17 protein-coding genes are annotated in these 23,972 nt (G+C 65.7%); 9 read left to right on the top strand and 8 right to left on the bottom strand.

The window, feature by feature from the left end; translation table 11 throughout:
* Positions 1-10 precede the first annotated feature (10 nt).
* Both HNE04_RS23715 and HNE04_RS23720 read right to left on the bottom strand, forming a co-directional pair.
* Entirely contained in the window at positions 11-3,001 is a 2,991-nt protein-coding gene (locus HNE04_RS23715; RefSeq protein WP_172224994.1) for a PAS domain S-box protein, read from the bottom strand.
* Positions 3,002-3,005: 4 nt separating this feature from the next.
* On the bottom strand, positions 3,006-4,172 hold the full coding sequence (locus HNE04_RS23720) for an FIST signal transduction protein (RefSeq protein WP_172224997.1): 1,167 nt from the start codon (positions 4,170-4,172) through the stop codon (positions 3,006-3,008).
* Positions 4,173-4,478: 306 nt separating this feature from the next.
* Between HNE04_RS23720 and HNE04_RS23725 the strand changes: the two genes are divergently transcribed.
* Together HNE04_RS23725 and HNE04_RS23730 are read left to right on the top strand one after the other, a co-directional pair.
* Positions 4,479-6,140, top strand: a complete 1,662-nt coding sequence (locus HNE04_RS23725) for an MFS transporter (RefSeq protein ID WP_172224999.1) — start codon at positions 4,479-4,481, stop codon at positions 6,138-6,140.
* Between the two features lie 79 nt (positions 6,141-6,219).
* Positions 6,220-6,381, top strand: coding sequence for a hypothetical protein (locus tag HNE04_RS23730; protein ID WP_172225002.1), 162 nt, complete (start codon positions 6,220-6,222; stop codon positions 6,379-6,381).
* Between the two features lie 16 nt (positions 6,382-6,397).
* Here HNE04_RS23730 and HNE04_RS23735 read toward each other — a convergent pair whose 3' ends face one another.
* Entirely contained in the window at positions 6,398-7,495 is a 1,098-nt protein-coding gene (locus HNE04_RS23735; RefSeq protein WP_172225096.1) for an ABC transporter substrate-binding protein, read from the bottom strand.
* Positions 7,496-7,592: 97 nt separating this feature from the next.
* Positions 7,593-7,904, bottom strand: coding sequence for a hypothetical protein (locus tag HNE04_RS23740; protein WP_172225004.1), 312 nt, complete (start codon positions 7,902-7,904; stop codon positions 7,593-7,595).
* 230 nt (positions 7,905-8,134) lie between these two features.
* Between HNE04_RS23740 and uvrA the strand changes: the two genes are divergently transcribed.
* The 3 genes from uvrA (at position 8,135) to HNE04_RS23755 (ending at position 15,554) form a co-directional block, all read left to right on the top strand.
* Positions 8,135-13,873: an excinuclease ABC subunit UvrA gene (uvrA, locus tag HNE04_RS23745; RefSeq protein ID WP_172225007.1), complete on the top strand. Its 5,739-nt coding sequence runs from the start codon at positions 8,135-8,137 to the stop codon at positions 13,871-13,873.
* 125 nt (positions 13,874-13,998) lie between these two features.
* Complete coding sequence (locus tag HNE04_RS23750) at positions 13,999-14,493, top strand: hypothetical protein (RefSeq protein ID WP_172225010.1); 495 nt, start codon at positions 13,999-14,001, stop codon at positions 14,491-14,493.
* A 14-nt stretch (positions 14,494-14,507) separates the two neighbouring features.
* Complete coding sequence (locus tag HNE04_RS23755; RefSeq protein ID WP_172225013.1) at positions 14,508-15,554, top strand: histone deacetylase family protein; 1,047 nt, start codon at positions 14,508-14,510, stop codon at positions 15,552-15,554.
* A 19-nt stretch (positions 15,555-15,573) separates the two neighbouring features.
* Here HNE04_RS23755 and HNE04_RS23760 read toward each other — a convergent pair whose 3' ends face one another.
* A complete protein-coding gene (locus HNE04_RS23760) occupies positions 15,574-16,293 on the bottom strand; it encodes a FadR/GntR family transcriptional regulator (protein WP_172225016.1) in 720 nt (239 codons plus the stop codon).
* Between the two features lie 131 nt (positions 16,294-16,424).
* On the opposite strand from HNE04_RS23760, the gene HNE04_RS23765 reads away from it, so the two are divergent.
* Positions 16,425-17,387 (top strand): Bug family tripartite tricarboxylate transporter substrate binding protein, encoded by a 963-nt coding sequence (locus HNE04_RS23765; protein ID WP_172225019.1) that lies wholly within the window; start codon positions 16,425-16,427, stop codon positions 17,385-17,387.
* A gap of 34 nt (positions 17,388-17,421) precedes the next feature.
* A complete protein-coding gene (locus tag HNE04_RS23770; protein WP_172225022.1) occupies positions 17,422-18,177 on the top strand; it encodes a gamma-glutamyl-gamma-aminobutyrate hydrolase family protein in 756 nt (251 codons plus the stop codon).
* 4 nt (positions 18,178-18,181) lie between these two features.
* On the opposite strand, the gene HNE04_RS23775 is transcribed toward HNE04_RS23770, so the two are convergent.
* The 3 genes from HNE04_RS23775 to HNE04_RS23785 form a co-directional block, all read right to left on the bottom strand.
* Positions 18,182-18,970, bottom strand: coding sequence for an HAD-IIB family hydrolase (locus HNE04_RS23775; RefSeq protein WP_172225025.1), 789 nt, complete (start codon positions 18,968-18,970; stop codon positions 18,182-18,184).
* A gap of 16 nt (positions 18,971-18,986) precedes the next feature.
* Positions 18,987-20,243, bottom strand: coding sequence for a S41 family peptidase (locus HNE04_RS23780; RefSeq protein WP_172225028.1), 1,257 nt, complete (start codon positions 20,241-20,243; stop codon positions 18,987-18,989).
* A gap of 64 nt (positions 20,244-20,307) precedes the next feature.
* The gene (locus HNE04_RS23785) at positions 20,308-21,930 is read right to left on the bottom strand and encodes a peptide chain release factor 3 (RefSeq protein ID WP_172225031.1); all 1,623 of its coding nucleotides are present in this window, start codon (positions 21,928-21,930) and stop codon (positions 20,308-20,310) included.
* A 238-nt stretch (positions 21,931-22,168) separates the two neighbouring features.
* Between HNE04_RS23785 and HNE04_RS23790 the strand changes: the two genes are divergently transcribed.
* Together HNE04_RS23790 and HNE04_RS23795 are read left to right on the top strand one after the other, a co-directional pair.
* Positions 22,169-22,858: a GntR family transcriptional regulator gene (locus HNE04_RS23790; RefSeq protein WP_172225034.1), complete on the top strand. Its 690-nt coding sequence runs from the start codon at positions 22,169-22,171 to the stop codon at positions 22,856-22,858.
* Between the two features lie 120 nt (positions 22,859-22,978).
* On the top strand, positions 22,979-23,971 hold the full coding sequence (locus HNE04_RS23795) for a Bug family tripartite tricarboxylate transporter substrate binding protein (RefSeq protein ID WP_172225037.1): 993 nt from the start codon (positions 22,979-22,981) through the stop codon (positions 23,969-23,971).
* Position 23,972 lies beyond the last annotated feature (1 nt).

A 23,972-nucleotide genomic window follows, 5' to 3' on the forward strand; every position in this document is an offset into this window, starting at 1 on the left:
TGGTCGCAGTTTAGCCGGGCGACGTCACATTCGGCTTGAGCCACTTGCCCAGCATGTCCCACAATTCCGCGGGCTCTATGGGCTTGGCCAGGAAATCGTTCATTCCGGCGGCCACGCACTTTTGCCGGTCTTGCGGCAAGACGTTGGCGGTGACGGCGATGATGGGCATGCCTCGATACCGGTCCATGGTCCTGATCGCGGTGGTGGCGGTGATGCCGTCCATCACCGGCATCTGCATGTCCATCAGCACCAGGTCGTAGTCGGTCTGCGCAATCCGGTCCAGGGCGATTTGCCCGTTGTCCGCCAGGTCGACCACGAAACCGGCGTCCTGCAACATGTCGCAGGCCACCAGCTGGTTGATGTCGTTGTCTTCCACCAGCAGGATGCGGGCTCCCCGCATCGCCGCCATGTCGGGCGCACCCGAGGAGGGGGCGCCCAGGCCCAGCCTGGCGGTGAACCAGAACGTGCTGCCGGCACCGGCCCGGCTCTGGGCGCCGGCCTGGCCGCCCATCAGCTCGGCCAGCTTCCGGGACATGGCCAGGCCCAGGCCGGTGCCGCCGAACTTTCGCGTGCTGGACATGTCGACCTGCTGGAAGCTCTGGAACAGCTGCCCCAGCTGTTGTTCGGTGAGGCCCATGCCGGTGTCCTCTACGGAAAAACGCAGCAGTACTGCATCGTGGGTGCGTTCAAGGAGCCGGGCGGATACGACGATCTTGCCGGCGTCGGTGAACTTCACGGCGTTATCGGCGAAGTTGAACAGGACCTGCCCCAGGCGCCGTGCATCGCCGAGGAGTTTGCGCGGCACGTCCGGGGCGACATCAAAAACCAGCTCCAATCCCTTGGCCTTGGCCTTGGTCTTGGCGCCCACTCGGCCCGCAAGGTCCGCCAGCAGCGCGTCGAGCTCCAAGTCGGCCTTCTCGATTTGGCAGTCGCCGCGCTCCATCTGGGAGAACTCGAGGATGCCCTCGATGATCTCCATCAAGTGCTGGCTCGCGCTCTGCACCTTGGTCAGGTAGTCGCGCTGGCGATCGTCGAGGTCGGTGCGCAGGGCCAGGTGCGACAGGCCGATGATCGCGTTCATCGGGGTCCTGATTTCATGGCTCATATTGGCCAGGAAATCGCTCTTGGCCTGACTGGCCACGTCGGCGATGTCCTTGGCCAGAGCGAGCTGCTTGTGTGCCGCTTCCAGCTCGGCCTGCGCCCGCCTGCGCTCCGTGATGTCCTGCGCCGTGCCCATGATCTGCCAGGCAGCCCCGTCCGGCCGGCGGGTGAAGACCGTGTCGCGCGCCCAGAGCCAGCGCCAGTCACCGCTCACGTGCTTCACGCGGTATTCGATATCCACGACGCGGCCGTCCGGCACCCGGGCAAAAGCGGCGACGTGCCGCTCTACCCGCTCCAGGTCTTCGGGATGAACGAACTGCGAGAGCACCTTGTTTCCCAGGGCCAGGATCTCGGCCTGCGAATGACCGATGAACTCGCTGAGGTTGCGGTTCGAATAAGTGCCGCTGCCGGTTTCCAGGTCCAGGACATAGATGATGCTGGTCGAATTCTGGGTGAGGCTTTCGGCGAAGTGCTTGCTTTCGCGCAGCTTTTCCTCCGCGGTCCTGCGTTCGATCGTGGCCCAGCAGCGCTCCACGACCTCCTGCACCATCGCCACCTCGGCCGGTGTCCAGTCGCGCGGCGTCGACTGATGCACCGCCATCATGGCGCGAAGGCCCCCTTCCCTGATCAACGGGCAGGTAATGATCGCCTTGATGCCGAGGGCGCGGAACATGCCCGCGCCTTGGTCCGGCCCCAGCTCCGCATCCACGTTGCGGAGGACCAGGGTCTGCCCGCCATGGAGCTTGGCCACGACTCGCGCGCCGAAGAGCGAGAGCTGGTAGTCGCCTACGCTGCTCGCGCAGCCATCGGTGTAGTCGTGCAGTATGGTGAGTTGATCGCTGTCGCTCTGCACGTCCGCGTAGGCGCAGCGGGAGGCGTCCAGGTGCTGGCCCAGCATCCGGGAAGTGACGGCCATGATCTGCGCCGGGTCGGCCAGCGAGCGCGTGGCCTCGCCCAGGTCGTTCAGGAAGCGAAAGTGTTCCTCGCTCACGCGCAAGGCTTGTTCCGTCTCCTTGCGGGCGGTGATGTCGCGCTGGATGGCCAGGAAATGCGTGACGTTTCCGGCCGAGTCGCGCAGGGGGGCCACCTGCGACTCCTGGTGGAACTCCGTGCCGTCCTTGCGGTAATTGATGGCCTCGCCGGCGCATGTTTCGCCCCGGCGCAGCGCCTCGTGCAGGCGTGCCAGTTCGGAACGATCCGGATTCTGGCCTTGCAGGAGGAGCGGCGATTTGCCGAGAACCTCCTCCGCGGTATAGCCCGTCATCCGCGTGAAAGCGGGATTGACGAAGATAATCACCGGCTCCGTCCCCTCCAGGCGCGCGTCCGTGATGACGATGGCATCGGTGGACTGTTCCACCGCCGACCCAAGCAGGCGAAGCGACTGCTTGCGCTCGGTGATGTTGCGGATGATGACGGCGATCTGCTTGTCCGGCAGTGGCACCAGCCGCGCTTCGTAGTGCGACTCCTGCCCGTGCAGCACCGCCGAATACGCGATGTCGACCGGAGAGTTGTCCGCGATGACCCGCTCGATAGCCCCCGAGAACTGCCTTGCCACGTCCGGGAGCGGAACTTTCTGCACCTGCTTGCCGATCAGATCGCGCCGCTTGAGCATCAGGTCGCCGGCGGCGCCCGACTTGATGTCGTGGATGGTTCCTTGATGGTCGATGCGCAACACCAGGTCGGGGATGGCCTGGAAGACGGCCCGCATTTCGGTGTTGGCGTCGAGCAGTTCCTGCGAACTCAGGTCGAGCGAGTGCTCGAGCATCGCGCGATCGGAGTCGAACTCCCGATACGCATCGTTGATCCGCTCGACGAAGGAGCGCCACTGCTCCGGTATTTCGAAAGGCTCGCCGAAGTGCCGCTTGAGCTGGCGCTTCAGCAGGCTGTGCGTCTGGCCCATCTTCCTAGCGCTCCGATAAGGCCGTGATGGTCATCGTCTGGTTGTGCAATTCGCATCGAGCTCCCGGCGTGAAGGGAGAGATTTCGCCATAGGAGTAGAAGCCGGCCAGCGCCACGCCGTCCCCCAGCACATCGCGCACGGCTTCCACTTCTTCCTCTATGCGTTGCTTGAGGACCAGCTTGCGGCCGACGCAGCTGATAAGGAGCGCCAGTTCGGCTTCGCCCGAACCCAGCGCCTGGCTGCTGGTGCGGGCCGCGCCGGTGGCGCCGTCGATCAACCGATCGAAGTTGGCCTTCATCAGGCGGGCGCACGCGCCTTCGGGAATGTCCCCGGCGAACGTCATGCTTTGCGCGCTTTCGTCGATCGACAGGATGGTGCGGACCACCGGCGTCTCGCCCGAGTCGGCGCGGATGCTCAAGGGGAACAGCAGCCCGGTCGCCGGCAGGCCCTTGGCATGCTCGCCGAGGTACTGCTTGTAGAGGCCGAGGGCAGACTGCCCATCCAGTTCATACAAGACATTGGCCTTCGATTTGGTGATGAGCCTCTCCGGGCCGAAGGAGTCCCAGCCGCCCAGGGAGCCGAAGCCCACCTTCAGCCTGCTGCCGTACAGGCCCAGCGTGGCGATGGTGTCCTTCTCAGGCGCGTCGTTCTGGAACACCAGCGTTTCGCCGAAGCTCGCACCGTCGCCGGCCAGCCCGCCGGTCAGCGTCACGCCCTCGGGCAGATGCTTCATCATGCCGGCGACGAACTCGCTGCCGTTCACTTTCAAGCCGTCGGAAAGCACGAGGACATGCGCCAGCTTTTCTTCCGCGCCGGTCGCCCGGTCGCGGACCGAGGGCGGCAATTTCTTTGCAATCCATTCGCCGGCCTGGTAGCTGTCCGGGGTCTGGCTCAGGTTGACCTGCACGCTGCGGAACTGCGTGTGCTCGAAATGCACCGCCGTCACGACCAGCGAGTCATCGGACACCTGGGTGCCGCAGATTTCCCCGGCGGTGGAACAGCCAAAAATGTGCGCGACGGGGTAGTCTTTGCGGATCGCGGCGACCAGGTGGGCCTGCCGCAGGACGGCGGTGGCGCCGAACACCAGCACCAATTGAGAGGACGCCAGCGGCCTGCCGGCAGACGGGACCCAGCCGTGCGCCTGCGTCCATTTTTTCTGTTCGATTTTCACGGGCGATCCTTAAGGAACTGAGATCAACCCCGTATGAGAACACCGGCACCGGAACGGCCCTTAGGGCATATCCTTCACTAAGCAAATTGCTTAAGCTCTGCAACCGGCTCATCGCGGGTTAACCCGGAGTCCGCAGCGCCGCACTCCGCATCGTGAAAAGCAGCTTGCGGGTTTCACCCTAAAGTGTCAGATCGCGTTCAGTTCCGTGAAAGGAGATGTTGGTTTCGCGTCAGAGCAGGGTCAGAGCCATATCCAAGAATTGCTTCACGTGTCCATGTCGGGCACTTCAACTCTTGGAGACAAACCATGGCGACTGTTCATCCCGCACCGCGGCCGATGACGGCGGAAGAAAAGAAGGTGATCTTCGCTTCTTCCCTGGGCACGGTATTTGAGTGGTACGACTTTTACCTCTACGGTTCGCTCGCAGCCATCATTGCGAAGCAGTTTTTCTCCGGACTCGATGCGGGCTCCGCCTTCATCTTCGCGCTGCTGGCTTTCGCCGCCGGCTTCATCGTCCGTCCTTTCGGCGCCATCTTCTTCGGCCGCCTGGGCGACATGATCGGCCGCAAGTACACGTTCCTGGTCACCATCCTGATCATGGGCCTGTCCACCTTCATCGTGGGCGTCCTTCCGACTTACGCCAGCATCGGCGTGGCCGCACCGGTCATCCTGATCGCGCTGCGCCTGCTGCAGGGCCTGGCCCTCGGCGGTGAGTACGGCGGTGCCGCCACCTACGTGGCCGAGCACTCGCCGCACGGCAAGCGCGGCGCCTACACGGCCTGGATCCAGACCACGGCGACGATGGGCCTGTTCCTGTCGCTGCTGGTGATCCTGGGCACGCGTACCGCAATGGGCGAAAGCGCGTTTGCCGATTGGGGCTGGCGCATTCCGTTCCTGGTCTCGATCTTCCTGCTGGCGATTTCCGTCTGGATCCGCCTGTCGATGAACGAGTCCCCCGCGTTCCAGAAGATGAAGGCCGAAGGCCGCACCTCCAAGGCGCCGCTGACCGAATCCTTCGGCCAGTGGAAGAACCTGAAGATCGTCATCCTGGCGCTGATCGGCCTGACCGCCGGCCAGGCCGTGGTCTGGTACTCGGGCCAGTTCTACGCGCTGTTCTTCATGACGCAAGCCCTGAAGGTAGACAATGCCACCGCGAACCTGATGGTCGCCGCTTCCCTGCTGATCGGCACGCCGTTCTTCATCGTGTTCGGCGCGCTGTCGGACAAGATCGGCCGCAAGCCCATCATCATGGCCGGTTGCCTGCTGGCCGCCATCACCTACTTCCCGGTATTCGGCGCGCTGACCAAGGCCGCCAACCCCGACCTGGCCGCCGCGCAAGCCAAGAACCAGGTGATCGTCACCGCTGACCCGGCCGAGTGCTCGTTCCAGTTCAACCCGACGGGTACCGTCAAGTTCACCAGCTCCTGCGACATCGCCAAGCAAGTACTGGCCGGCGCTTCGGTGAGCTACGACAACGCGGTCGCCGCTCCCGGCACCGCCGCATCCATCAAGATCGGCGAAACCGTGATCCCCGGCTACACCGCCAAGGGCCTGTCGGCCGATGAAGCCAAGAAGAAGGACGGCGAGTTCAAGAAGGCCGTGGCCGACACGCTGAAGACGGCCGGTTATCCGACCAAGGCCGACCCCGCCAAGATCAACAAGGTCATGGTCATCCTGATCCTGACTTACCTGGTGATCCTGGTGACCATGGTCTACGGCCCGATTGCCGCCATGCTGGTGGAAATGTTCCCGACCCGCATCCGCTACACCTCGATGAGCCTGCCCTACCACATCGGCAACGGCTGGTTCGGCGGCCTGCTGCCCACCACGGCCTTCGCGATCGTGGCGCAGACCGGCAACATGTACAACGGCCTGTGGTACCCCATCATCATCGCCGCCATGACCTTCGTCATCGGTACCTTGTTCATCAGGGAAACCAAGGACGTGGACATCTACGCCAAGGACTGAGCGAACTGTAGATCAGTGCATGAAGGGCCTCGGGGGACCGGGGTCCTTTGTAGATTGATTTGTTTTTCTGGAGACTGCTATGTGGAAGATCGCCGTTGGATTCGTTGTTTTTGCCGGCCTTGCGATGTTCGTGGTCATGAAGGGCGGGGACAACTTGGACATGGGAGGTGAGAAGCACGGCGCCGAGGCCGTGCACGCGCCGGCTCCCGCGGCGCCGGGCGCGGCTCCTGCAAAGCCTTGACGCGCCCGGGCGCGGTTCAGCGCTTGAACTTGCCGTCGTTGCCGATGATGGACAAGTCGGCGAAACCCAGGCCCGTGTGGTCCTCGGGTGAGTAGCTCACTTCCAGCCCTCCCAGATCGAACTTGCGCATGCCTTCCAGGGCCAGCTGGATTTTTTCCCGCGTGGGCTTCGGGCCGGCGCGGCGCAGGGCTTCCACCAGCACCTTGGCAGCCGCGAAGCCTTCCAGCATGGCCGGGCTCACTTCACCGCCCGACTTGGCTTTGGCGAGCTCCTGGGCTTCCTTGACCATCGGGTAGGCGATGGAACGTTCGTAGGGGAACACCTGGGCCACGATGACGCCGCGGGAATTCTCGCCCAGGCTTTTCACGAAGCCGCCGGAAGCGTTGTTGGACAGCGTGACGATCTGGGCGTTGGAGCCGGCTGCGCGGAACGCCTTCAGTCCATCCACCACCGCCTGGCCGGAGGCAATCATCATCACGGCCTGGACGTTGGCCTGGACGATCTTCGGGGTGATGGCGCTGAAATCGGGCTTGGCGCGGTTGAATTTTTCCAGCACGCTGGGTGTCAGGTTGGCTGCCGCCAGGCCCTTTTGCGCACCCGCCAGGCCGTCCGCCCCGAAACTGTCGTCAGCGAGCACGATGCCGATCCTGGTGATGCCCATTGACGCGAGGTGGGTGACCGCCTTTTCGGCTTCGCGCTGATACGTGGCGCGGACATTGAACACGTGCTTGAGCACGGGCTGGTGCAGCACCATGGCCCCGGTCGAGGGCCCGATCAGCGGAACCCCGTGCTTGTCCAGGATCGGGACGATGGCCTGGTTGTGCGGCGTGCCGCGCGTCAGGAACAGGGCCAGGACGTTTTTGTCCTCGACCAGCTTTTGTGCGTTTTCGGCGGCCAGCTTGGGATCGAACTTGTCGTCCATCGACACCAACTCGATCTTCTGACCATGAACACCGCCGCGGCCGTTGACCATTTCGATGTACAGCTTGGCCCCGTCGGTGGTTTCGCCAACCCCGGCCGCCACCGCCCCGGAAAATCCCGCCGTCTGCCCGATCACGATCTGCGCACCGGCGATGCCCGGGGACGCGGCCATCATCAGGGCCAACGCACCCATCCAAATTGACTTCCTCACGCCTGTCTCCTCTTGTTACAGCCCCGGGAGTGTAGGGCCCTCCGCGGTTGTGGGCCATTACGCAGGAAGACCACAAGCACTATCGGCGGACCAGCGCACTGGCTGGCAACCAGCCTTCGAATGCCTTGGACAGGGCGTTGAGGCGCCGCGCCGCCTCGAACTCGCAATGCTGGCGGGCCACCGCCTGATAGATGTCGCTGTGGATCAGCCAGAGTTGCTGCGGCGTTGCGGCCATGGCCAGTTGGCTGCGAATCCGCTCGGCCTGGGGCCGCGTGCAATCGGCGAGCGCCTCGATGCTGAGGCGGCGCAGCTCATCGACGCTGTGTAGCGCTGCGCGCGCCTGCGGTGAGTCGGATGACTCGCTGTTCAGCCACCTCATCAGGGCGCCCATGCTGCTTGCCCCTCAGCGCACAAGCGGGTAGCTGTACGCGGCCAGCGCGCACGCGGCTTGCAAACGATCCCAAGGCTTCATGTCAGCTTTCCTTCAGGGTTGGGAGCGGAAGTCTAGGCGGCGAAATCGAAGTCCCAAGTGTGGAAAGTACGTTGTGGAAAACCACATGACATGTCCTGACAGCGACTCATCCCTAGAATGTTCGGCCAACTCTAGAAATAAGCGTCTGTATGACCCAGGGACTGATCCGCATCCGCGGTGCCAGGCAACATAACCTCAAGAATCTCGATCTCGACCTGCGCACCGGTGAGTTGACGGTGGTGACCGGGCCCAGCGGCTCGGGCAAATCGAGCCTGGTGTTCGACACCTTGTACGCCGAAGGCCAGCGACGCTACGTCGAGACCTTCTCGGCCTACGCACGCCAGTTCCTCGATCGCATGGACAAGCCCGCGGTCGATCGCGTGGAAGGTGTGCCCCCGGCGATCGCCATCGACCAGACCAACCCGGTCCGCTCGTCGCGTTCCACGGTCGGCACCATGACCGAGCTCAATGACCACCTGAAGCTGCTGTTCGCGCGCGCCGGGCAGCTGTTCGACCGCAAGACAGCGCTGTTGGTGCGCCATGACACGCCGGAGACGATCTACGCCGAGCTGATGTCGCGTACCGAGGGCGCGGATCCGCGCCTGGTGGTCACGTTTCCGGTGGAACTGCCGGCCGGTACATCCGCCGAAGAACTCGAGCAGTGGCTGGCGGCCAGCGGTTTCACCCGAGTGCAGGCCGAGCGCGAAGTCTCTACGCCCACCGGCCCGCGCAAGGTGCTCGACGTGGTGGCCGACCGCTTCCGCCTGCACGCCACGGAAAAGTCGCGTGCCATCGAGGCGATCGAGGTCGCGCTCAAGCGCGGCACGGGCCGCATGTCCGTGTACGTCGCCGAAACCAGTCATTCCGGCCTTGAGCCGGAATCCACGTCCGCTCAAGTCTGGAAGTTCTCCACCGGCCTGCACTGCCCCGAGAGCGACCTGCGCTACGCCGACCCCATCCCCTCGATGTTCTCGTTCAATTCGGCGGTGGGCGCCTGCGAAACCTGCCGCGGCTTCGGGCGCGTCATCGGCGTCGACTATGGCCTGGTCATCCCCAACGACAAGCTGACGCTGCGCGCCGGCGCCATCAAGACCATACAGACGCCGGCCTGGGCCGAAGCGCAGGCCGACCTGATGCGGCACGCCGAGGCGGCCGGCGTGCCGCGCGATACGCCCTGGTACAAGCTCACCGCCGAACAGAAGGGCTGGGTGGTCAACGGCACGCCGGGCTACAAGGACGGCAACTGGAACAAGCAGTGGTACGGCATCAAGCGCTTCTTCGAGTACCTGGAGAGCAAGGCCTACAAGATGCACATCCGCGTGCTCTTGTCCAAATACCGCAGCTACACGCCTTGCGAGGTCTGCGCCGGCGCGCGGCTCAAGACCGACAGCCTGCTGTGGCGCATCGGCAGCAAGGAAGATGCGGATGCGGTGATGGAACCGTCCAAGCGATTCATGCCGGCGGGCGTGGACTGGACGCGCGAGCAGCTGGAGGCGCTGCCCGGCCTGTGCCTGCACGACCTGATGCTGATGCCGATCGACCGCCTGCGCAAGTTCTTCGATCGTGTCGAGCCCACGGCCGAGGCCCACGCGGGGCAGGGCGAGCTGCAGGCGCTCAAGCTGTTGTTCGAGGAAATCACCACCCGCCTCAAGTACCTGGTCGATGTCGGTATCGGCTATCTCACGCTGGACCGCCAGAGCCGCACCCTTTCCGGCGGCGAGGTGCAGCGCATCAACCTGACCACGGCGCTCGGCACCTCGCTGGTGAACACGCTGTTCGTGCTCGACGAGCCCAGTATCGGCCTGCACCCGCGCGACATGAACCGCATCACCGAGGCGATGAAGCGGCTGCGCGACGCCGGCAACACCCTGGTGGTGGTGGAGCACGACCCGGCGGTGATGCTGGCGGCCGACCGCATCATCGACATGGGCCCCGGGCCCGGCGAGCGCGGCGGACAGATCGTCTTCGACGGGACGACCCAGGATTTGCGCAACGCCGACACGCTGACCGGCGCCTACCTGGGCGCCCGCAAGCACGTGGGCATGGGCTTCAAGCGAGCCGTGACCGATGCCACGCCGCGCCTCATTCTCGAAGGCGCGCGCGAGCACAACCTCCAGAACCTGGCGGTGGAGTTCCCGCTGCAGCGCCTGGTGTGCGTGACCGGCGTGTCGGGCTCCGGCAAATCCAGCCTGATCCAGGACGTACTGGCGCCAGCCCTGGCGCGCCACTTCGGCAAGGCCACGGAGACGCCGGGCCTGCACGACCGGCTGCTCGGCGCCGATCACCTGAGCGATGTGGTGTTCGTCGACCAGTCCCCGATCGGCAAGACGGCCCGTTCCAATCCGGTGAGCTATGTCGGCGCCTGGGACGCGATCCGCGAGATCTTCGCCAACTCGGGGCTGGCCCGCCAGCGCGGCTACACCGGCTCCAAGTTCAGCTTCAACAACGGCGACGGGCGCTGCCCCACCTGCGGCGGCTCGGGCTTCGAGCACGTGGAGATGCAGTTCCTTTCGGACGTGTACCTGCGCTGCCCGGATTGCGATGGCAAGCGCTATCGCCCCGAAATCCTCGAAGTGACGATAGAGCGCCAGCCCATAGGCGCAACGCGCCCGCGCGCGCTGAACGTCGCGGACGTACTCGATCTCACCGTGAGCGAAGCCGCTTCCTTGTTTGCCAACGACCGCGACGTGATCCGGGCGCTGCAGCCCATCGTGGACGTGGGCCTGGAATACGTGAAATTGGGCCAGCCGGTGCCCACCCTATCCGGTGGCGAATCGCAGCGCCTGAAGCTGGCGGGCTTCCTGGCCCAGGCCGCCAAGAGCGCTACGTCCAGCCGGCAAGCCACCGCGACCCGCGGCGTGCTGTTCCTGTTCGATGAGCCGACCACAGGGCTGCACTTCGACGACATCGCCAAGCTCATGCGCGCGCTGCGCAAGCTGCTGGAAGGCGGCAGCTCCATTGTCATCATCGAGCACAACCTCGACGTGATACGCGCCGCCGACTGGCTGATCGACCTCGGCCCCGAAGGCGGCGACGCCGGCGGCCTGCTGGTGGCCGAGGGGCCGCCGGAAGAGGTCAAGCTGCACGCGACCTCGCACACGGCCAAGGCGCTGCGCGAGTACGACAGCACCCTGGGCCTGGGATCCCTGGTGGTCTCCGAGCGCAAGCTCGAGTGGCGGGCCGCCAGGCCCGAGGCGATCCAGATCGTCAACGCCCGCGAACACAACCTCAAGTCGCTCTCGGTCAACATCCCGCACAACAAGTTCAGTGTGGTGACCGGCGTCTCCGGCTCCGGCAAGTCCACGCTGGCCTTCGACATCCTGTTCAACGAAGGCCAGCGCAGGTACCTCGAGTCGCTGAACGCCTATGCGCGCAGCATCGTTCAGCCGGCGGGGCGGCCGGAAGTCGACGCGGTCTACGGCATCCCGCCGACCGTCGCGATCGAACAGCGGCTCTCGCGCGGCGGGCGCAAATCGACGGTGGGCACGACCACCGAGGTCTGGCATTTCCTGCGCCTGCTGTACGTCAAGCTGGGGGTGCAGCATTGCGTGAACGAAGGGGCCGAGGTGCGGCCGCAGACGCCGGACAGCATCGCCGCGCAGCTGATGAAGCGCTACAAGGGCCAGCACATCGGCCTGCTCGCGCCCCTGGTGATCAACCGCAAGGGCGTCTACACCGAGCTCGCCGACTGGGCCAGGCCACGCGGCCACACGCACCTGCGCGTGGACGGCAACTTCCTGCCCACCACCGGCTTTCCCCGCATCGACCGCTTCAAGGAGCACACCATCGAGTTGCCGGTGTGCGACCTGGATGTGACGCCGGCCAACGAGAACCTGCTGCGCGAAAAGCTCGCGGAGGCACTGGAGCACGGCAAGGGCGTGCTGCACGTGCTGGCGCCGCTGGACGGGCTCAAGGGCGCGATGATGTCCGGCCTCGGGTCGCACCATCACATCGGCAAGGTCGAGGTGTTCTCTACCCGGCGTGCCTGCCCGGTTTGCAGCACCAGCTATGCCGAGCTGGACCCGCGCCTGTTCTCCTACAACAGCAAGCACGGCTGGTGTCCCGATTGCGTGGGCACGGGCGTCAAGCTCACGCGCGAACAGCGCAAGGCCTACGACAACACGATCCGCGACGACGACAGCAAGGGCCGCGAGCAGACCTTCGCCGAGCCGGAAGTCGAAGACGTGGCCGATGAGGCCTGCCCGTCGTGCCAGGGCAGCCGCCTGAACCTGCAGGCCCGCAACGTCAAGTTCGACAAGACCGGCATCTCCGAGATCGCCGCGCTGTCGGTGGTGGACGTGCGGCGCTGGATCGAGAGCCTGCAGGTCAAGGGGGTGCTGAGCCTCCGCGAGGAGGGCATCGCCCGCGACCTGATCCCCGAGATCAGGAGCCGGCTCGAATTCCTGGAAGAAGTGGGCCTGGGCTACCTCACGCTGGACCGCGGGGCGCCCACGCTCTCCGGCGGCGAGGCGCAGCGCATCCGCCTTGCGGCGCAGCTCGGCTCCAATCTGCAGGGGGTCTGCTATGTGCTGGACGAGCCGACCATCGGCCTGCACGCGCGAGACAACCAGATCCTGCTCACCGCGCTGCACAAGCTCGGCGACAAGGGCAACACCCTGGTGGTGGTGGAGCACGATGAAGACACCATCCGCCGCGCCGATCACATCATCGACATCGGGCCCAGCGCCGGCAAGCGCGGCGGCCGTGTCGTCGCGCAAGGGTCGGCCCAGGACATCAGCGATGTCGCGGAGTCGGTGACGGGCCGCTACCTGCTGCATGCGATGAAGCACCCGGTGAAGGCGCGGCGTGAGGTCGATCGCAAGGCCGAACGGCTGGAACTGCGCGGCGCCGACCTGCACAACCTGCGGGACATCGATGTCGACGTGCCGCTGCGGCGCCTGGTCGCGGTGACCGGTGTGTCCGGTTCCGGCAAATCCACGCTGGCGCGCGACGTGCTGTTGAACAACGTGCAGGCAGTGGTGCAGCAGCGCTACACCAAGGCCGGCCGCGACGCGGACGCCGCGGGCAAGCACAAGGCCTGGGTCGGCTGCAAGGGCCTGGCCGGCTACCAGGTGATCGACCGCGTGCTGGAAGTGGACCAGACGCCCATCGGCAAGACCCCCCGTTCCTGTCCCGCCACCTACATTGGTTTCTGGGACACGATCCGCAAGCTCTTTGCCGACACCCTGGAAGCGCGCGCCCGCGGCTATGCGGCCGGGCGCTTCTCCTTCAACACCGGCGAAGGCCGCTGTCCCACCTGCGAAGGCCAGGGCCTGCGTACCATCGGGATGAGCTTCCTGCCCGACGTGAAAGTGCCGTGCGAGTCATGCCGCGGCGCGCGCTTCAATCCGGAAACGCTGGCGGTGACCTGGCGCGGCAAGAGCATCGGCGACGTGCTGCAGATGGAGGTGGACGAGGCCGTTGACTTCTTCGCGGCCATGCCCAACATCAGCCATCCGCTGCAGCTGCTCAAGGACGTGGGCCTGGGCTACCTCACCCTGGGGCAACCCTCGCCCACGCTTTCCGGCGGGGAGGCGCAGCGCATCAAGCTGGTGACGGAGCTGTCCAAGGTCCGCGACGACATCACGCGGCGCGGCCAGAAGCCGCCGCACACGCTCTATGTGCTCGACGAGCCGACCGTCGGCCTGCACATGGCCGACGTCGAAAAGCTGGTGCGCGTGCTGCACCGGCTGGTGGACGGCGGCCACAGCGTGGTGGTGATCGAGCACGACCTGGACGTGATCGCCGAAGCCGATTGGGTGATCGACCTGGGTCCCGAAGGCGGCAACGCCGGCGGCAAGGTGGTCGCCGCGGCCACACCGGAGGCGGTGGTGGCCAAGGGCACGCACACCGGCAAGGCGCTGGCGGGAGTGCTGGCCAGAACCTGAAGCCCCGTTCAGCTTGGGCGTGCGGCGAAAGACACTTCCTACGGAAAGGTCTGCTGCCCTCCGACGAAGGGGGGCGTGCGTGCTGCTTAGCCTGAGGTATCTGAATATCTGCCTGAGGTGGCGCTATGAACATCCTTTCTCGCAAACGCCTTTTTCCGGCCGTCGCGCTGGGCTTGCTCTTGTCCGGTTGCGGCGGCGGCAGTGATGAGCCTGATCGCACGCCCATCTCCGCGACGCTCACCATCACGGCGGCGACCAACGCTTCCCTGAACGGCATCTACACCACCAACACCGTGAGCCTGGCCGCCGTGGAAAAGATCAATCCGATCGGCAGCGAACCCGAGGTGTGCAGTTTCCGCTTCTCCGGCCTGGCGGGTCCCGGCGGCATGATGGATGGCGACATCCGCTACCTGCCGGGCACGCCCGTATTGCGGGTGGTGTTCGTTTCGATCAACGGACTCGAATTCAGCTCGCGAGATATCGCGAACGCGGCCGTCGACCGCACCGGCAACGAAGTCGATTTCACCGGCAAGGTGCTGACGGCTTCCACCGGCGTGGCCTCGACGATCACCCTGACCGGCAGCATGCCGATGCGGGGCAATCGGCCCGAAGGCTGCTGAAGCATACTTGGGGCGTGATCACTTTCTACAACGACAAGCACGCCCTCCATCACGGCAAAGTGGAGATGTTCCGCGGCGAGCTGGTGCCGTGCTTCGAGGTGCCGGCGCGCGCCGACTTCGTCCTGCAGGAGTTGACCTCGCGCAAGCTCGGCGACGTGAAGTCCGCTCCCGAGTTGCCCGACAGCGTGCTCACGCGGGTGCATTCGCCGCGCTACGTCGATTTCCTCAGCAAGGCCTGGGATGAGTGGGTCGCGCTGGATCCCGCCAACGCGCAGCGCGACGCGATACCTTCCTATTGGCCGGTGCGCACTTTCCGCTCGGACGTGCTGCCCGCCAGCTTCCCGGCGCGCATGGGCCTGTTCTCGTTCGACGCCGGCAGCCCGTTGACCTCGGGCACCTGGCGGGCTGCACGCGCCGGGGCTTTGTGCGCCGTGGCCGCCGCCCGGCGCGTCCTCGACGGCGAGCGCGCCGCCTTTGCGCTGACGCGGCCGCCGGGCCACCATGCCGGCGCCGATTTCTTCGGTGGTTACTGCTTCCTGAACAACGCGGCCCTCGCGGCCCAGGCGTTGCGCGATGGGGGCCTGGATCGCGTCGCGGTACTGGACATCGACTACCACCACGGCAACGGCACCCAAGCCATCTTCTACGAACGGTCGGACGTGTTCTTCGCCAGCGTCCATGGCGATCCGCACACCGAGTACCCGTATTACCTGGGCTATGCGGACGAACAGGGCGCGGGGAACGGCTTGGGCTTCAATCGCAACCTGCCGCTGGCGCGCGGCACCGGGTTCCCGGTTTGGCGCGAGGCCCTGGCCGAGGCCCTGCGCAGCATCGAAGCATTTGGCGCGCAGGCCCTGGTCGTGTCGCTTGGCGTGGACACGTTCGCCGGCGACCCGATCTCGGGTTTCGGCCTGCAGAGCCCCGACTACCTGCGGATCGGCGAAGACCTGGCGGCGGCCGGCCTGCCCACGGTCTTCGTCTTCGAGGGCGGCTATGCGGTCGCCGAGGTGGGCGTCAACGCCGTCAATGTGCTGGAGGGCTTCCAGCAGCGGGCGCGTTGAGCGCAGCGCGGCCTGCTCTCTACCTGTCCAGATGGCGGTCCAGCAGCCGGTTGCGAGCCTGATCGAGGTGGTAGCGCATCGCGATCGCGGCGCTGTCGCCGTCGCCCACGCGGATCGCATGGACGATGCGGTCGTGTTCGTCGAGCACGCGGTCGCGTCGCTGTTCGGAGGCCTCCCGCGTCAGCGACAAGGTGACGTCCATTCCGCCCTTGACCCGCCCCGACAACTGGTCCAGCGTTTCCACCAGCACGCCGTTGCCGGAGGCGACGGCGATGGCGTGATGAAAAGCGTAGTCGGCCTCCTTGGCGGCAACGCCCTGGCCGAACGCTTCGCCCAACGCCCGGCGGGCGTTTTCGATCATTTGGATATGCTCATCGGTGCGATTTCTCGCCGCGAGCTTGGCGGCCAGCTCTTCCAGCGCCATACGCAGCTCAATCACCTGCAGGACCTCGCGCAGGCTGTGCTGGCTGGTGAGTTCGGCAACCCGCCGGGATGGGCTGCGCTGCACGTAGGTGCCCGAGCCCTGGCGGGCAATGACCACCCCATCGGTCTGCAGCCTCTGCAGGGCCTCGCGCACTACCGGGCGCGAGACCGAAAAACGCTGCGCCAGCTGATGTTCGGTGGGCAGTCGATCACCCGCCGAAAACCGCCCATCCATGATCTCCTGCAGCAGCTGGTCGTAAATCGTCTCGGACAGGCGCGGCCGCTCGATGGGGGAGGGAAGGTCGATGGCGCTCATGCACGAGAGTTGTTCAGCCATTCTACAAAGCCGCAAGTTCTGCACTGCGAGCGGTCGCGGGTGGGTGACTCCGGATTGTGGCGAAGCCCGCTTGGCGCTCAAATCACGGGTTGACTTCCTGGAGGATTCCCATGCGCCGCCGCCAACTCGTGCAACTCGCAGCCGCCACAGTTGCAACTTCTTCGCTCAGCGCGTTCGCGCAAGCGTTCCCCGTCAGGCCGATCAAGCTCATCATTGCGTTCCCGGCCGGCGGCCCCACCGACATCACCATGCGCTCGCTGGCCGACAACGCTTCCAAAGTGCTGGGGCAGCCGGTCGTCATCGAGAACAAGCCCGGCGCCGGCGGCACCTTGCCGGCGCAGCAACTGCAGACCGCGCCGGCCGATGGCTATACGCTGGCGCAGATTCCGCTGGGCGTGTTCCGCCTGCCCTACACGACCAAGATCAACTGGGACCCGGTCAAGGACATCAGCTACGTCATCAACCTGACAGGCTATGCCTTCGGCATCGTCGTGCCGGCCGATTCGCCCCTCAAGAGCTGGACTCATTTCGTCGGCTGGGCCAAGGCCAACCCGGGCCGGCTCACCTATGGTTCCACCGGCACCCTCACCAGCCCCCACCTCACCACGGAACTGATCGCCCAGGAGCTGGGCATCCAGCTCCAGCATGTGCCCTACAAAGGCAGCGCCGACCTGGCGCAGGCCATCGTGGGCGGGCACATCATGGCGGCGGCCGACTCGACCGGGTTTGCGCCTTTGGTGGAGTCGGGCAAGCTGCGCGTGCTCAACACCTGGGGCGAGAAGCGGCTGCCGAGGTTTCCCGACGCCCCGACCCTCAAGGAGCTGGGCCTGAACATCGTGCAGGCATCGCCCTTCGGCATCGGCGCGCCCAAGGGAACGCCGCCTGCCGTGGTGAAGCGCCTGCACGATGCCTTCAAGAAGGCGATGGAAGAGCCAAGCTACGTGCAGACGCTGGCACGCTACGACATGCTGCCCATGTACATGAGCTCCACGGCGTATTCCAAGTTCGCGCAGGACACTTTCCTGAAGGAAAAGGCGCTGGTGGAAAAGCTGGGGCTGGCAAAAGCCCAGTAGCACGCCGCGCCCGCATCGGGTGCAAGATAGCGCCATGCGCGCGCAAAAACCTTTGGTGTGGCTGCCGGCCTGCCACCGCAACCTCGACCTGTCCGACCCGGGCGGCTACACGGTGCTGGCCGACCGCTATGCGGGCGCCGTCACGGCCCTGGGCCTGCAACCCGTGCTGTTCCCCATGGCCGGAGCAGCGGACGTGGCGCACCTCTTGCCCCTGGTCGACGGGGTATTGCTCACGGGCTCTCCCTCCAACGTGGAAGCCACCCGTTTCGGCAGTGAGGCTCTGGCGACGGACCTGCTGGATCCGCGCCGCGATGCCTTGACTATGGCGCTGGTGCGGGCCGCGATCGAATCCGCCACGCCGCTCTTCGGCGTCTGCCGCGGCTTGCAGGAAATGAACGTCGCGCTGGGCGGCAGCCTGCACCAGCAAGTGCACGCCGAGCCGGGCCTCATGGATCATCGCGAACCGGACGGTGAAGCGATCGAGGTGCAGTTTGCCACCCGCCATGAGGTCAAGCTGACGCCCGGCAGCGAGTTCGAGCAATGGGCGGGTGGAACCACCGTGCAGGTCAACTCGCTGCATGGGCAAGGCATCAAGCGGCTGGGCGAGGGCCTGGTGGCCGAGGCCGTGGCGCCCGATGGATTGGTGGAAGGCATCCGCGTGGCCGACGCGCCGGCTTTTGCCTTCGGCGTGCAATGGCACCCGGAGTGGCGATACGAGTCCAATCCCTTCTATGCCAGGACGCTGCAAGCCTTCGCGCGGGCCTGCGCCGAGCACCGCGAGGCGCGCTGAAGGGTCAGCGGGCGAGAATCGCTTGCGCCACCTGGGCGAAACCCGCGCCGCGCTCGGCCGGTGTGATGTACGCCGGCGGATGCGAGAGCTCGGCTTCGAAGCGGCGGATGTTGGCCACGCCGACGCTGTGGGGGAAATGTTCGAACATCAGCACGTCGTTGGTCGAGTCGCCGACATAGACCCAGCGGTCGATTTCTTCGTCCAGCTCACGCCCCAGCAATTCGCGAACGATCCAGCGCGCGCCCGACAGCTTGTTGTGGTCGCCGAACCAGCCGTTGATATGGATGGAGCTCACGGTGGCGTTCATGCCCTCGTCCTGCATGAGGCGAACGATCTGGGCCACGCGGGCCTGCGGTAGCTGCACGTATTCGCTGTGGTCGATGGCAATGTCGGTCTCGCGCCCGGCGCTGTCGCGGGACAGCGTGGCGCCCGGCACTTCGCGAACGATGCGCTGCGCCACCTGCCGCATGCGCACGAAATTGGCGGCGCGAACTTCCTGGTCCTGCTGGTAGAGCTTGCGCAGCGCGCCGGCCTGGGTCGATCGCGACAGCGCGACAGCGCCGTTCTCCGCCACGATGGCGTCCACCGGCCACCGCAGTGCGAAAGGTTCGCTCCAGCCCACCGGCCGGCCCGTGATGGGAATGACGTGGACGCCGGCTGCGCGCAGCGCGTCCAGCGCCAGCAGCGCGTCGGCGGTGACCTCGCCTTCGGTCGTCAGGGTATCGTCGATGTCGGTAAGGACACCGTGGATGGCCCGCCTCGATGCGGCCGGCCAGCTTGCCAGCGGCTTCATGCCCGGCAAGCCGCGGTCACTGCTTCTTGGGGCGCAGCACCAGGCGCCCGCCTATACCGGTTGGGGAACCCGCGCGCTGTGCGGAACGCAGCTCCAGCGCCTGCACGTTCCTGTTCGAGGTGGTGGCTGTTCCGGGCGGGCAGCTGCCGGTATCGGCGTGGCTCAGGGCCGCCTTCAGCAGTGGCTCATCCGGTTCGCCCAGCGTGGTGGCGGAGTCGTCGGCCACCGTGCAGGTAGGGGCGAAGCCCGTCGTGTAGTCGCCGAAATTCTTGGCGTTGTAGCCCTGGAACTCGATGGGGAAGAAGGCAAAGCCGCAGTTGTCCTTGCGTTGGAAGCCGTAGGGCTTGCCGCAAGTGGTTTCGCCCACCAGGACCACTTCCACGTCGACGCCGCGCAGGCCGTTGACGATGGACTCGCTGGCCGAACAGGTCAGGCCGGAACTGAGCACGTAGACGCGGGGCAGCGAAAGCTGGGGCAGCGCATGGCCGCGGGGATAGGTGAATTCGGGCGACTGCACGATGTTGGTGAAGCGGAACACCCCGGCCCGGGTTTCGGCTTCGCGCTTGTCGTTGTAACGCAGCTGCTCGAACACCCGCCCCTCTTTCTCGGGCCCGGTCACCATCGAAGCCGCGGTCTGGGCCACGTACAGGAAGCCCCCGGAGTTGTATCGCATGTCCAGCACGAGATCCTGCACCACCGAGGTCTTGAGGAATTCGAAGGCCGCGATCAGCGCATCCTGGGCGCCTACATGGTGATCGTTGAACAGCACGTAGCCGACCTTGCGGCCGGCCTGGCTGGTGACCACCTTGTGCAGCGGGACCGAGCCACCCGGCAGGTGCGTACTGAGCAGTGGCGTGAGATCGGCCTTGCGGGCCCCCTCGATGCGCTGGCTGGCCACTGCCGAGGCCTGCAAGGCGTCGGCCCCTTCGGTGGTCAGGACGGCGCTGAAACGGTCCTTGGGCAGGCCCGCCGCATCGGGAGTCCGCACCAGCAGCGCGTTCATGTAGGCGGTGATGCTGGTGTAGTCCGCCGCATTCACCGGGGGAATCTCGTTGTACCAGAGATACACCTCGTCGAGATAGCTGCGCAAGAAGGCCTTCTGGCCGTCCAGCGTGCATATGCCGGCCAGGCTCGAGGAGGGCGGCAGTGCGAGGTTCGAAGGCGCAACCGCTGGGCCACCCCCCCCTCCGCCGCCGCACCCGGCCAGCAGCAGCGCCACCGCGAAACCGGCGAGCGCGCCGCGGCTAAAGGGATTCCGGCATGAAAACAGCATGAAAAGGCGCTCCGTCTGGTCTGGCGCTCAATTGTGGGGCAATGCGGATTGCCTGTGGCCCCACTCAGTTATGCAAAGCCAGGCCTGCGTGCTCGCGCAGCAGATGGAAATGTATCTTTGGGAAACGTTCCTGCGCCAGCCGCACGTCGTAGGGCGAGGTGCACAGGAAGGCCAGCGCTTCGGCCGCGTCCAGCGCCATCCGTTGCGGATAGGCATCGGTGAAGGCGCGAAGCTCCGCCGGGGTGTCGGCCGTGATCCAGCGCGCGCCCGTGTACTGGCAGCCCTCCAGGCGGATGTCGGCGTCGTACTCCGATTTCAGCCGGTGCTGCACCACTTCGAACTGCAGCTGGCCCACGGCGCCCAGCAGCATGGGCCCGCCGATCTGCGGGCGAAAGACCTGGATCGCGCCTTCCTCACCGAGCTGCGCCAGCCCTTGCTGCAACTGCTTGGTGCGCAACGGATTCCTCAGGATCACCGTCATGAAGAGCTCGGGGGCGAAGAACGGCAGGCCGGTGAACTGCAGGTTGGCGCCATCGGTGATGGTGTCACCCAGCTGCACGCCGCCATGGGTGGTGAAGCCGATGATGTCGCCGGCGTAGGCCTCGTCCACCGCCTCGCGCCGCTGCGACAGGAAGGTGACGACCGAGGTGGGCCGCAGCTCCTTGGACGTGCGCTGCACCTTCAGCTTCATGCCGGGCGTGTACTTGCCCGAGGCCATGCGGACGAAGGCGATGCGGTCGCGGTGGTTGGCGTCCATGTTGGCCTGCACCTTGAACACCACCCCCGCGAAATCCTTGTCCTCGGGGTGGATCTCCTTGACCACCGGCTGCTTGTTGACGACCAGGTGGCTGACCCGGGGACCCGGCGAGGGCGCCAGGTCGACCAGCGCTTCCAGCACTTCCATCACCCCGAAATTGTTGACGCCGGAGCCGAAGAACACCGGGGTCTGCTTGCCGGCCAGAAAGGCCGCATGGTCCCAGGACGGCGAGGCGCCGATCGCCAGTTCCATGCTCTGCTCAGCCGTCTCGAATTCATGGCCGAAGCGCTTGAGAAGGTTCTCGCGGTCCGACAGCGGCACGGTCTCGAAATCGTGGGGCAGCCGCTCCGATCCCGACTCGAACACCGTCATGGCCTTGGTGCGCAGGTTCATGATGCCGCCGAAGCTCTTGCCCTGGCCGACCGGCCAGGTCATGGGCACGCAGGGCATGCCCAGTTCGCGCTCGACCTCGTCCAGGATGTCCAGCGGCTCGCGCACTTCGCGGTCCATCTTGTTGACGAACGTGATGATGGGCGTGTTGCGCTGGCGGCAGACTTCGATCAGTCTGCGGGTCTGCGCTTCAACGCCGTTGGCCGCGTCGATCACCATCAGGGCCGAATCAACCGCCGTGAGCACGCGGTAGGTGTCCTCGGAGAAGTCCTTGTGGCCGGGCGTGTCCAGCAGGTTGATGACGTGGTCGCGGTACAGCATCTGCATCACCGAGCTGGCCACGGAAATGCCGCGCTGCTTTTCGATCTCCATCCAGTCCGAGGTGGCGTGGCGCGAAGCCTTGCGCGCCTTCACCGAGCCGGCGATCTGGATCGCGCCGGAGAACAGCAACAGCTTTTCCGTCAGCGTGGTCTTGCCCGCGTCGGGGTGGGAAATGATGGCAAAGGTGCGGCGGCGCCGGGTTTCGGCCGTATACGACATGGTTCTTGGCAAAAGGGCGCGCCACGCCCCAAGCAGGGCTTGAGGAAATGACCGGGCCGGGGGAAAAGAAGGATTATCGCGGCTTGCGGGCCCCGCCGTGCGGCGCCGGCGGCGAGTTCTTCTTCCAGAAGCGGGATCCGCGTCAACCTGATCCACGTGCCGGCGACACTGCGCCCGAAACAGGAGGCGCTGGACCCGGACAGTGAACCGAAGTGAGCCGACGCGCGACAATGGCGCCATGAGCTTGCCCCGACTGAAGTCCATCGAACGCAGCACCCTCTGGGACCGCGCCTACTTCTCGCTCAAGTCCGCGCTGCTGGCCGGCCGCTTCGCGCCCGGCGAAAAGGTGGTGCTGCGGCAGGTGGCCGATGACCTGGGCATCAGCCTGACGCCGGTGCGCGACGCCGTCAATCGCCTGATCGCGGAAAAAGTGCTGGTGCGGGGCGGCCTCGGCCCGGCGGGCGCGGCGATGGTTCCGCTGCTCGACGCCGACCAGTTCAGCCAGCTGATGACGGTGCGCAGCAGCCTGGAGCCGATCGCCGCCGCGGCGGCCGCGACGCATGCGACCCCCGAGCAGCTCGATGCGGTCGAGGCGTTCCTGGTGGAGATGAAGCGCTCCGTCAAGGAGAACCGCACCGAGGAGTACCTGGACGCGCATTACCAGTTCCACTTCAGCATCTATGCGATGTGCCAGATGCCGATCGTCGAGGAGATCATCGAGAGTGCCTGGCTGCGTTGCGCGCCCACCCTCACGCTGGGGCTGCCGGAAAACATTCCCAGCCTCAAGCGCTATCAGTCGCACGTGGAAACGCTGGCCGCCCTGCGTCGCGGCGACGGCGAAACCGCCGCGGCCTCGATCCGCGCCGACATCGAAGGCGCGCGCAAGGACATCAGTGCGATGTTGCTTGAAATGGCCGCGCGCCCTTAAGTTTTAACTTCGATCCCTGGTCGAATCCGATGGCTGAGCCGTGGGGTTTTTGCTGAGCCGCGTCGATTGTTGTATGTTATAACATTACCTGTCGCACCCACCCACACACAGGAGAAACCGATGGTCTTGAAATCATCCGTCGCCACGTTCAGCGCCAAGCTGCTTGGCGCCGCGGCCTTGTTCGCAACCTGCCTTGCCGCCGTCGCGGCGGATCCGTTCCCCAGCAAGGAAATCCGCCTGATCGTGCCGTGGAATGCAGGCGGCTCCAACGACATCTCGGCCCGCGCGCTGTCCCAGATCGCCACTGAAGACGGCGTGAAGGTGATCGTGGAAAACGTTCCCGGTGCCACCGGCGCGATCGGCATGACCAAGGTCGCCAATGCCGAGCCGGACGGTTACACCATCGGCATGGGTACCAGCTCGACGCTCGCGCTGATCGCGCAGGGCCTCACCCCGCTGCGCAACGAGCAGTTCGCGCCGATCGCCCGGGTCACGGTCGACCCGCTGATCCTGCTGGTGCCCGCCAACAGCCAGCACGGCACGCTGGAAAGCTTCCTGGCGCACGTGAAGGCCAACCCGGGCAAGGTCTCGATCGGCATTCCCGGCAACAACAACCTCAACCACATCTTCGCGGTGATGGCGGGCCGCGCCGCCGGCGTCGAGACGCTGCCGGTGCCGTATACCGGCGGCTCCAAGGTAGTCGCCGACCTGGCCGGCAAGCAGATCGAGGCCGGTGTGCTCAAGCCCTCCGAGAGCAAGTCGCAGATCGACGGCGGCCTGGTCAAGGCGATCGCCGTGTTCGGCAATGAACGCATCAAGTCGATGCCGGACGTGCCGACCTTCAAGGAGAAGGGCTACAACATGTTCCCCTACGGGCCGCTGGTCCAGATGGCCTACATCGTTGCCCCGGCCGGAACGCCGCCGGCCGTCCGCGAAAAGCTCACGGCCATGTTCGGCAAGTGGATCCAGAGCGCCAAGTTCAAGGCCGCCTCGGAAGCGGGCGGTGCGGTCGTCGACAACGTCACCGGCGCGGCGCTCGGAACTGAAATCAACAATGTGCAGAAATCCCTGAACGAAGTCGGCAAGAAGGTCTTCGTCGCCGAAAAGAAATAAG

This window comes from Caenimonas soli, assembly GCF_013155545.1.
Lineage (GTDB): Bacteria > Pseudomonadota > Gammaproteobacteria > Burkholderiales > Burkholderiaceae_C > Ramlibacter > Ramlibacter soli.

Bases quoted from the DNA above. Each gene is read 5' to 3' on its own strand.
- HNE04_RS23790 (WP_172225034.1), top strand. From the start codon at position 22,169: ATGAGCTTGCCCCGACTGAAGTCCATCGAACGCAGCACCCTCTGGGAC.
- HNE04_RS23750 (WP_172225010.1), top strand. From the start codon at position 13,999: ATGAACATCCTTTCTCGCAAACGCCTTTTTCCGGCCGTCGCGCTGGGC.
- HNE04_RS23740 (WP_172225004.1), bottom strand. From the start codon at position 7,904: ATGGGCGCCCTGATGAGGTGGCTGAACAGCGAGTCATCCGACTCACCG.
- HNE04_RS23780 (WP_172225028.1), bottom strand. From the start codon at position 20,243: ATGCTGTTTTCATGCCGGAATCCCTTTAGCCGCGGCGCGCTCGCCGGT.
- HNE04_RS23785 (WP_172225031.1), bottom strand. From the start codon at position 21,930: ATGTCGTATACGGCCGAAACCCGGCGCCGCCGCACCTTTGCCATCATT.
- HNE04_RS23735 (WP_172225096.1), bottom strand. From the start codon at position 7,495: ATGGGTGCGTTGGCCCTGATGATGGCCGCGTCCCCGGGCATCGCCGGT.
- HNE04_RS23725 (WP_172224999.1), top strand. From the start codon at position 4,479: ATGGCGACTGTTCATCCCGCACCGCGGCCGATGACGGCGGAAGAAAAG.
- HNE04_RS23765 (WP_172225019.1), top strand. From the start codon at position 16,425: ATGCGCCGCCGCCAACTCGTGCAACTCGCAGCCGCCACAGTTGCAACT.
- uvrA (WP_172225007.1), top strand. From the start codon at position 8,135: ATGACCCAGGGACTGATCCGCATCCGCGGTGCCAGGCAACATAACCTC.
- HNE04_RS23775 (WP_172225025.1), bottom strand. From the start codon at position 18,970: ATGAAGCCGCTGGCAAGCTGGCCGGCCGCATCGAGGCGGGCCATCCAC.
- HNE04_RS23730 (WP_172225002.1), top strand. From the start codon at position 6,220: ATGTGGAAGATCGCCGTTGGATTCGTTGTTTTTGCCGGCCTTGCGATG.
- HNE04_RS23715 (WP_172224994.1), bottom strand. From the start codon at position 3,001: ATGGGCCAGACGCACAGCCTGCTGAAGCGCCAGCTCAAGCGGCACTTC.
- HNE04_RS23770 (WP_172225022.1), top strand. From the start codon at position 17,422: ATGCGCGCGCAAAAACCTTTGGTGTGGCTGCCGGCCTGCCACCGCAAC.
- HNE04_RS23760 (WP_172225016.1), bottom strand. From the start codon at position 16,293: ATGAGCGCCATCGACCTTCCCTCCCCCATCGAGCGGCCGCGCCTGTCC.
- HNE04_RS23795 (WP_172225037.1), top strand. From the start codon at position 22,979: ATGGTCTTGAAATCATCCGTCGCCACGTTCAGCGCCAAGCTGCTTGGC.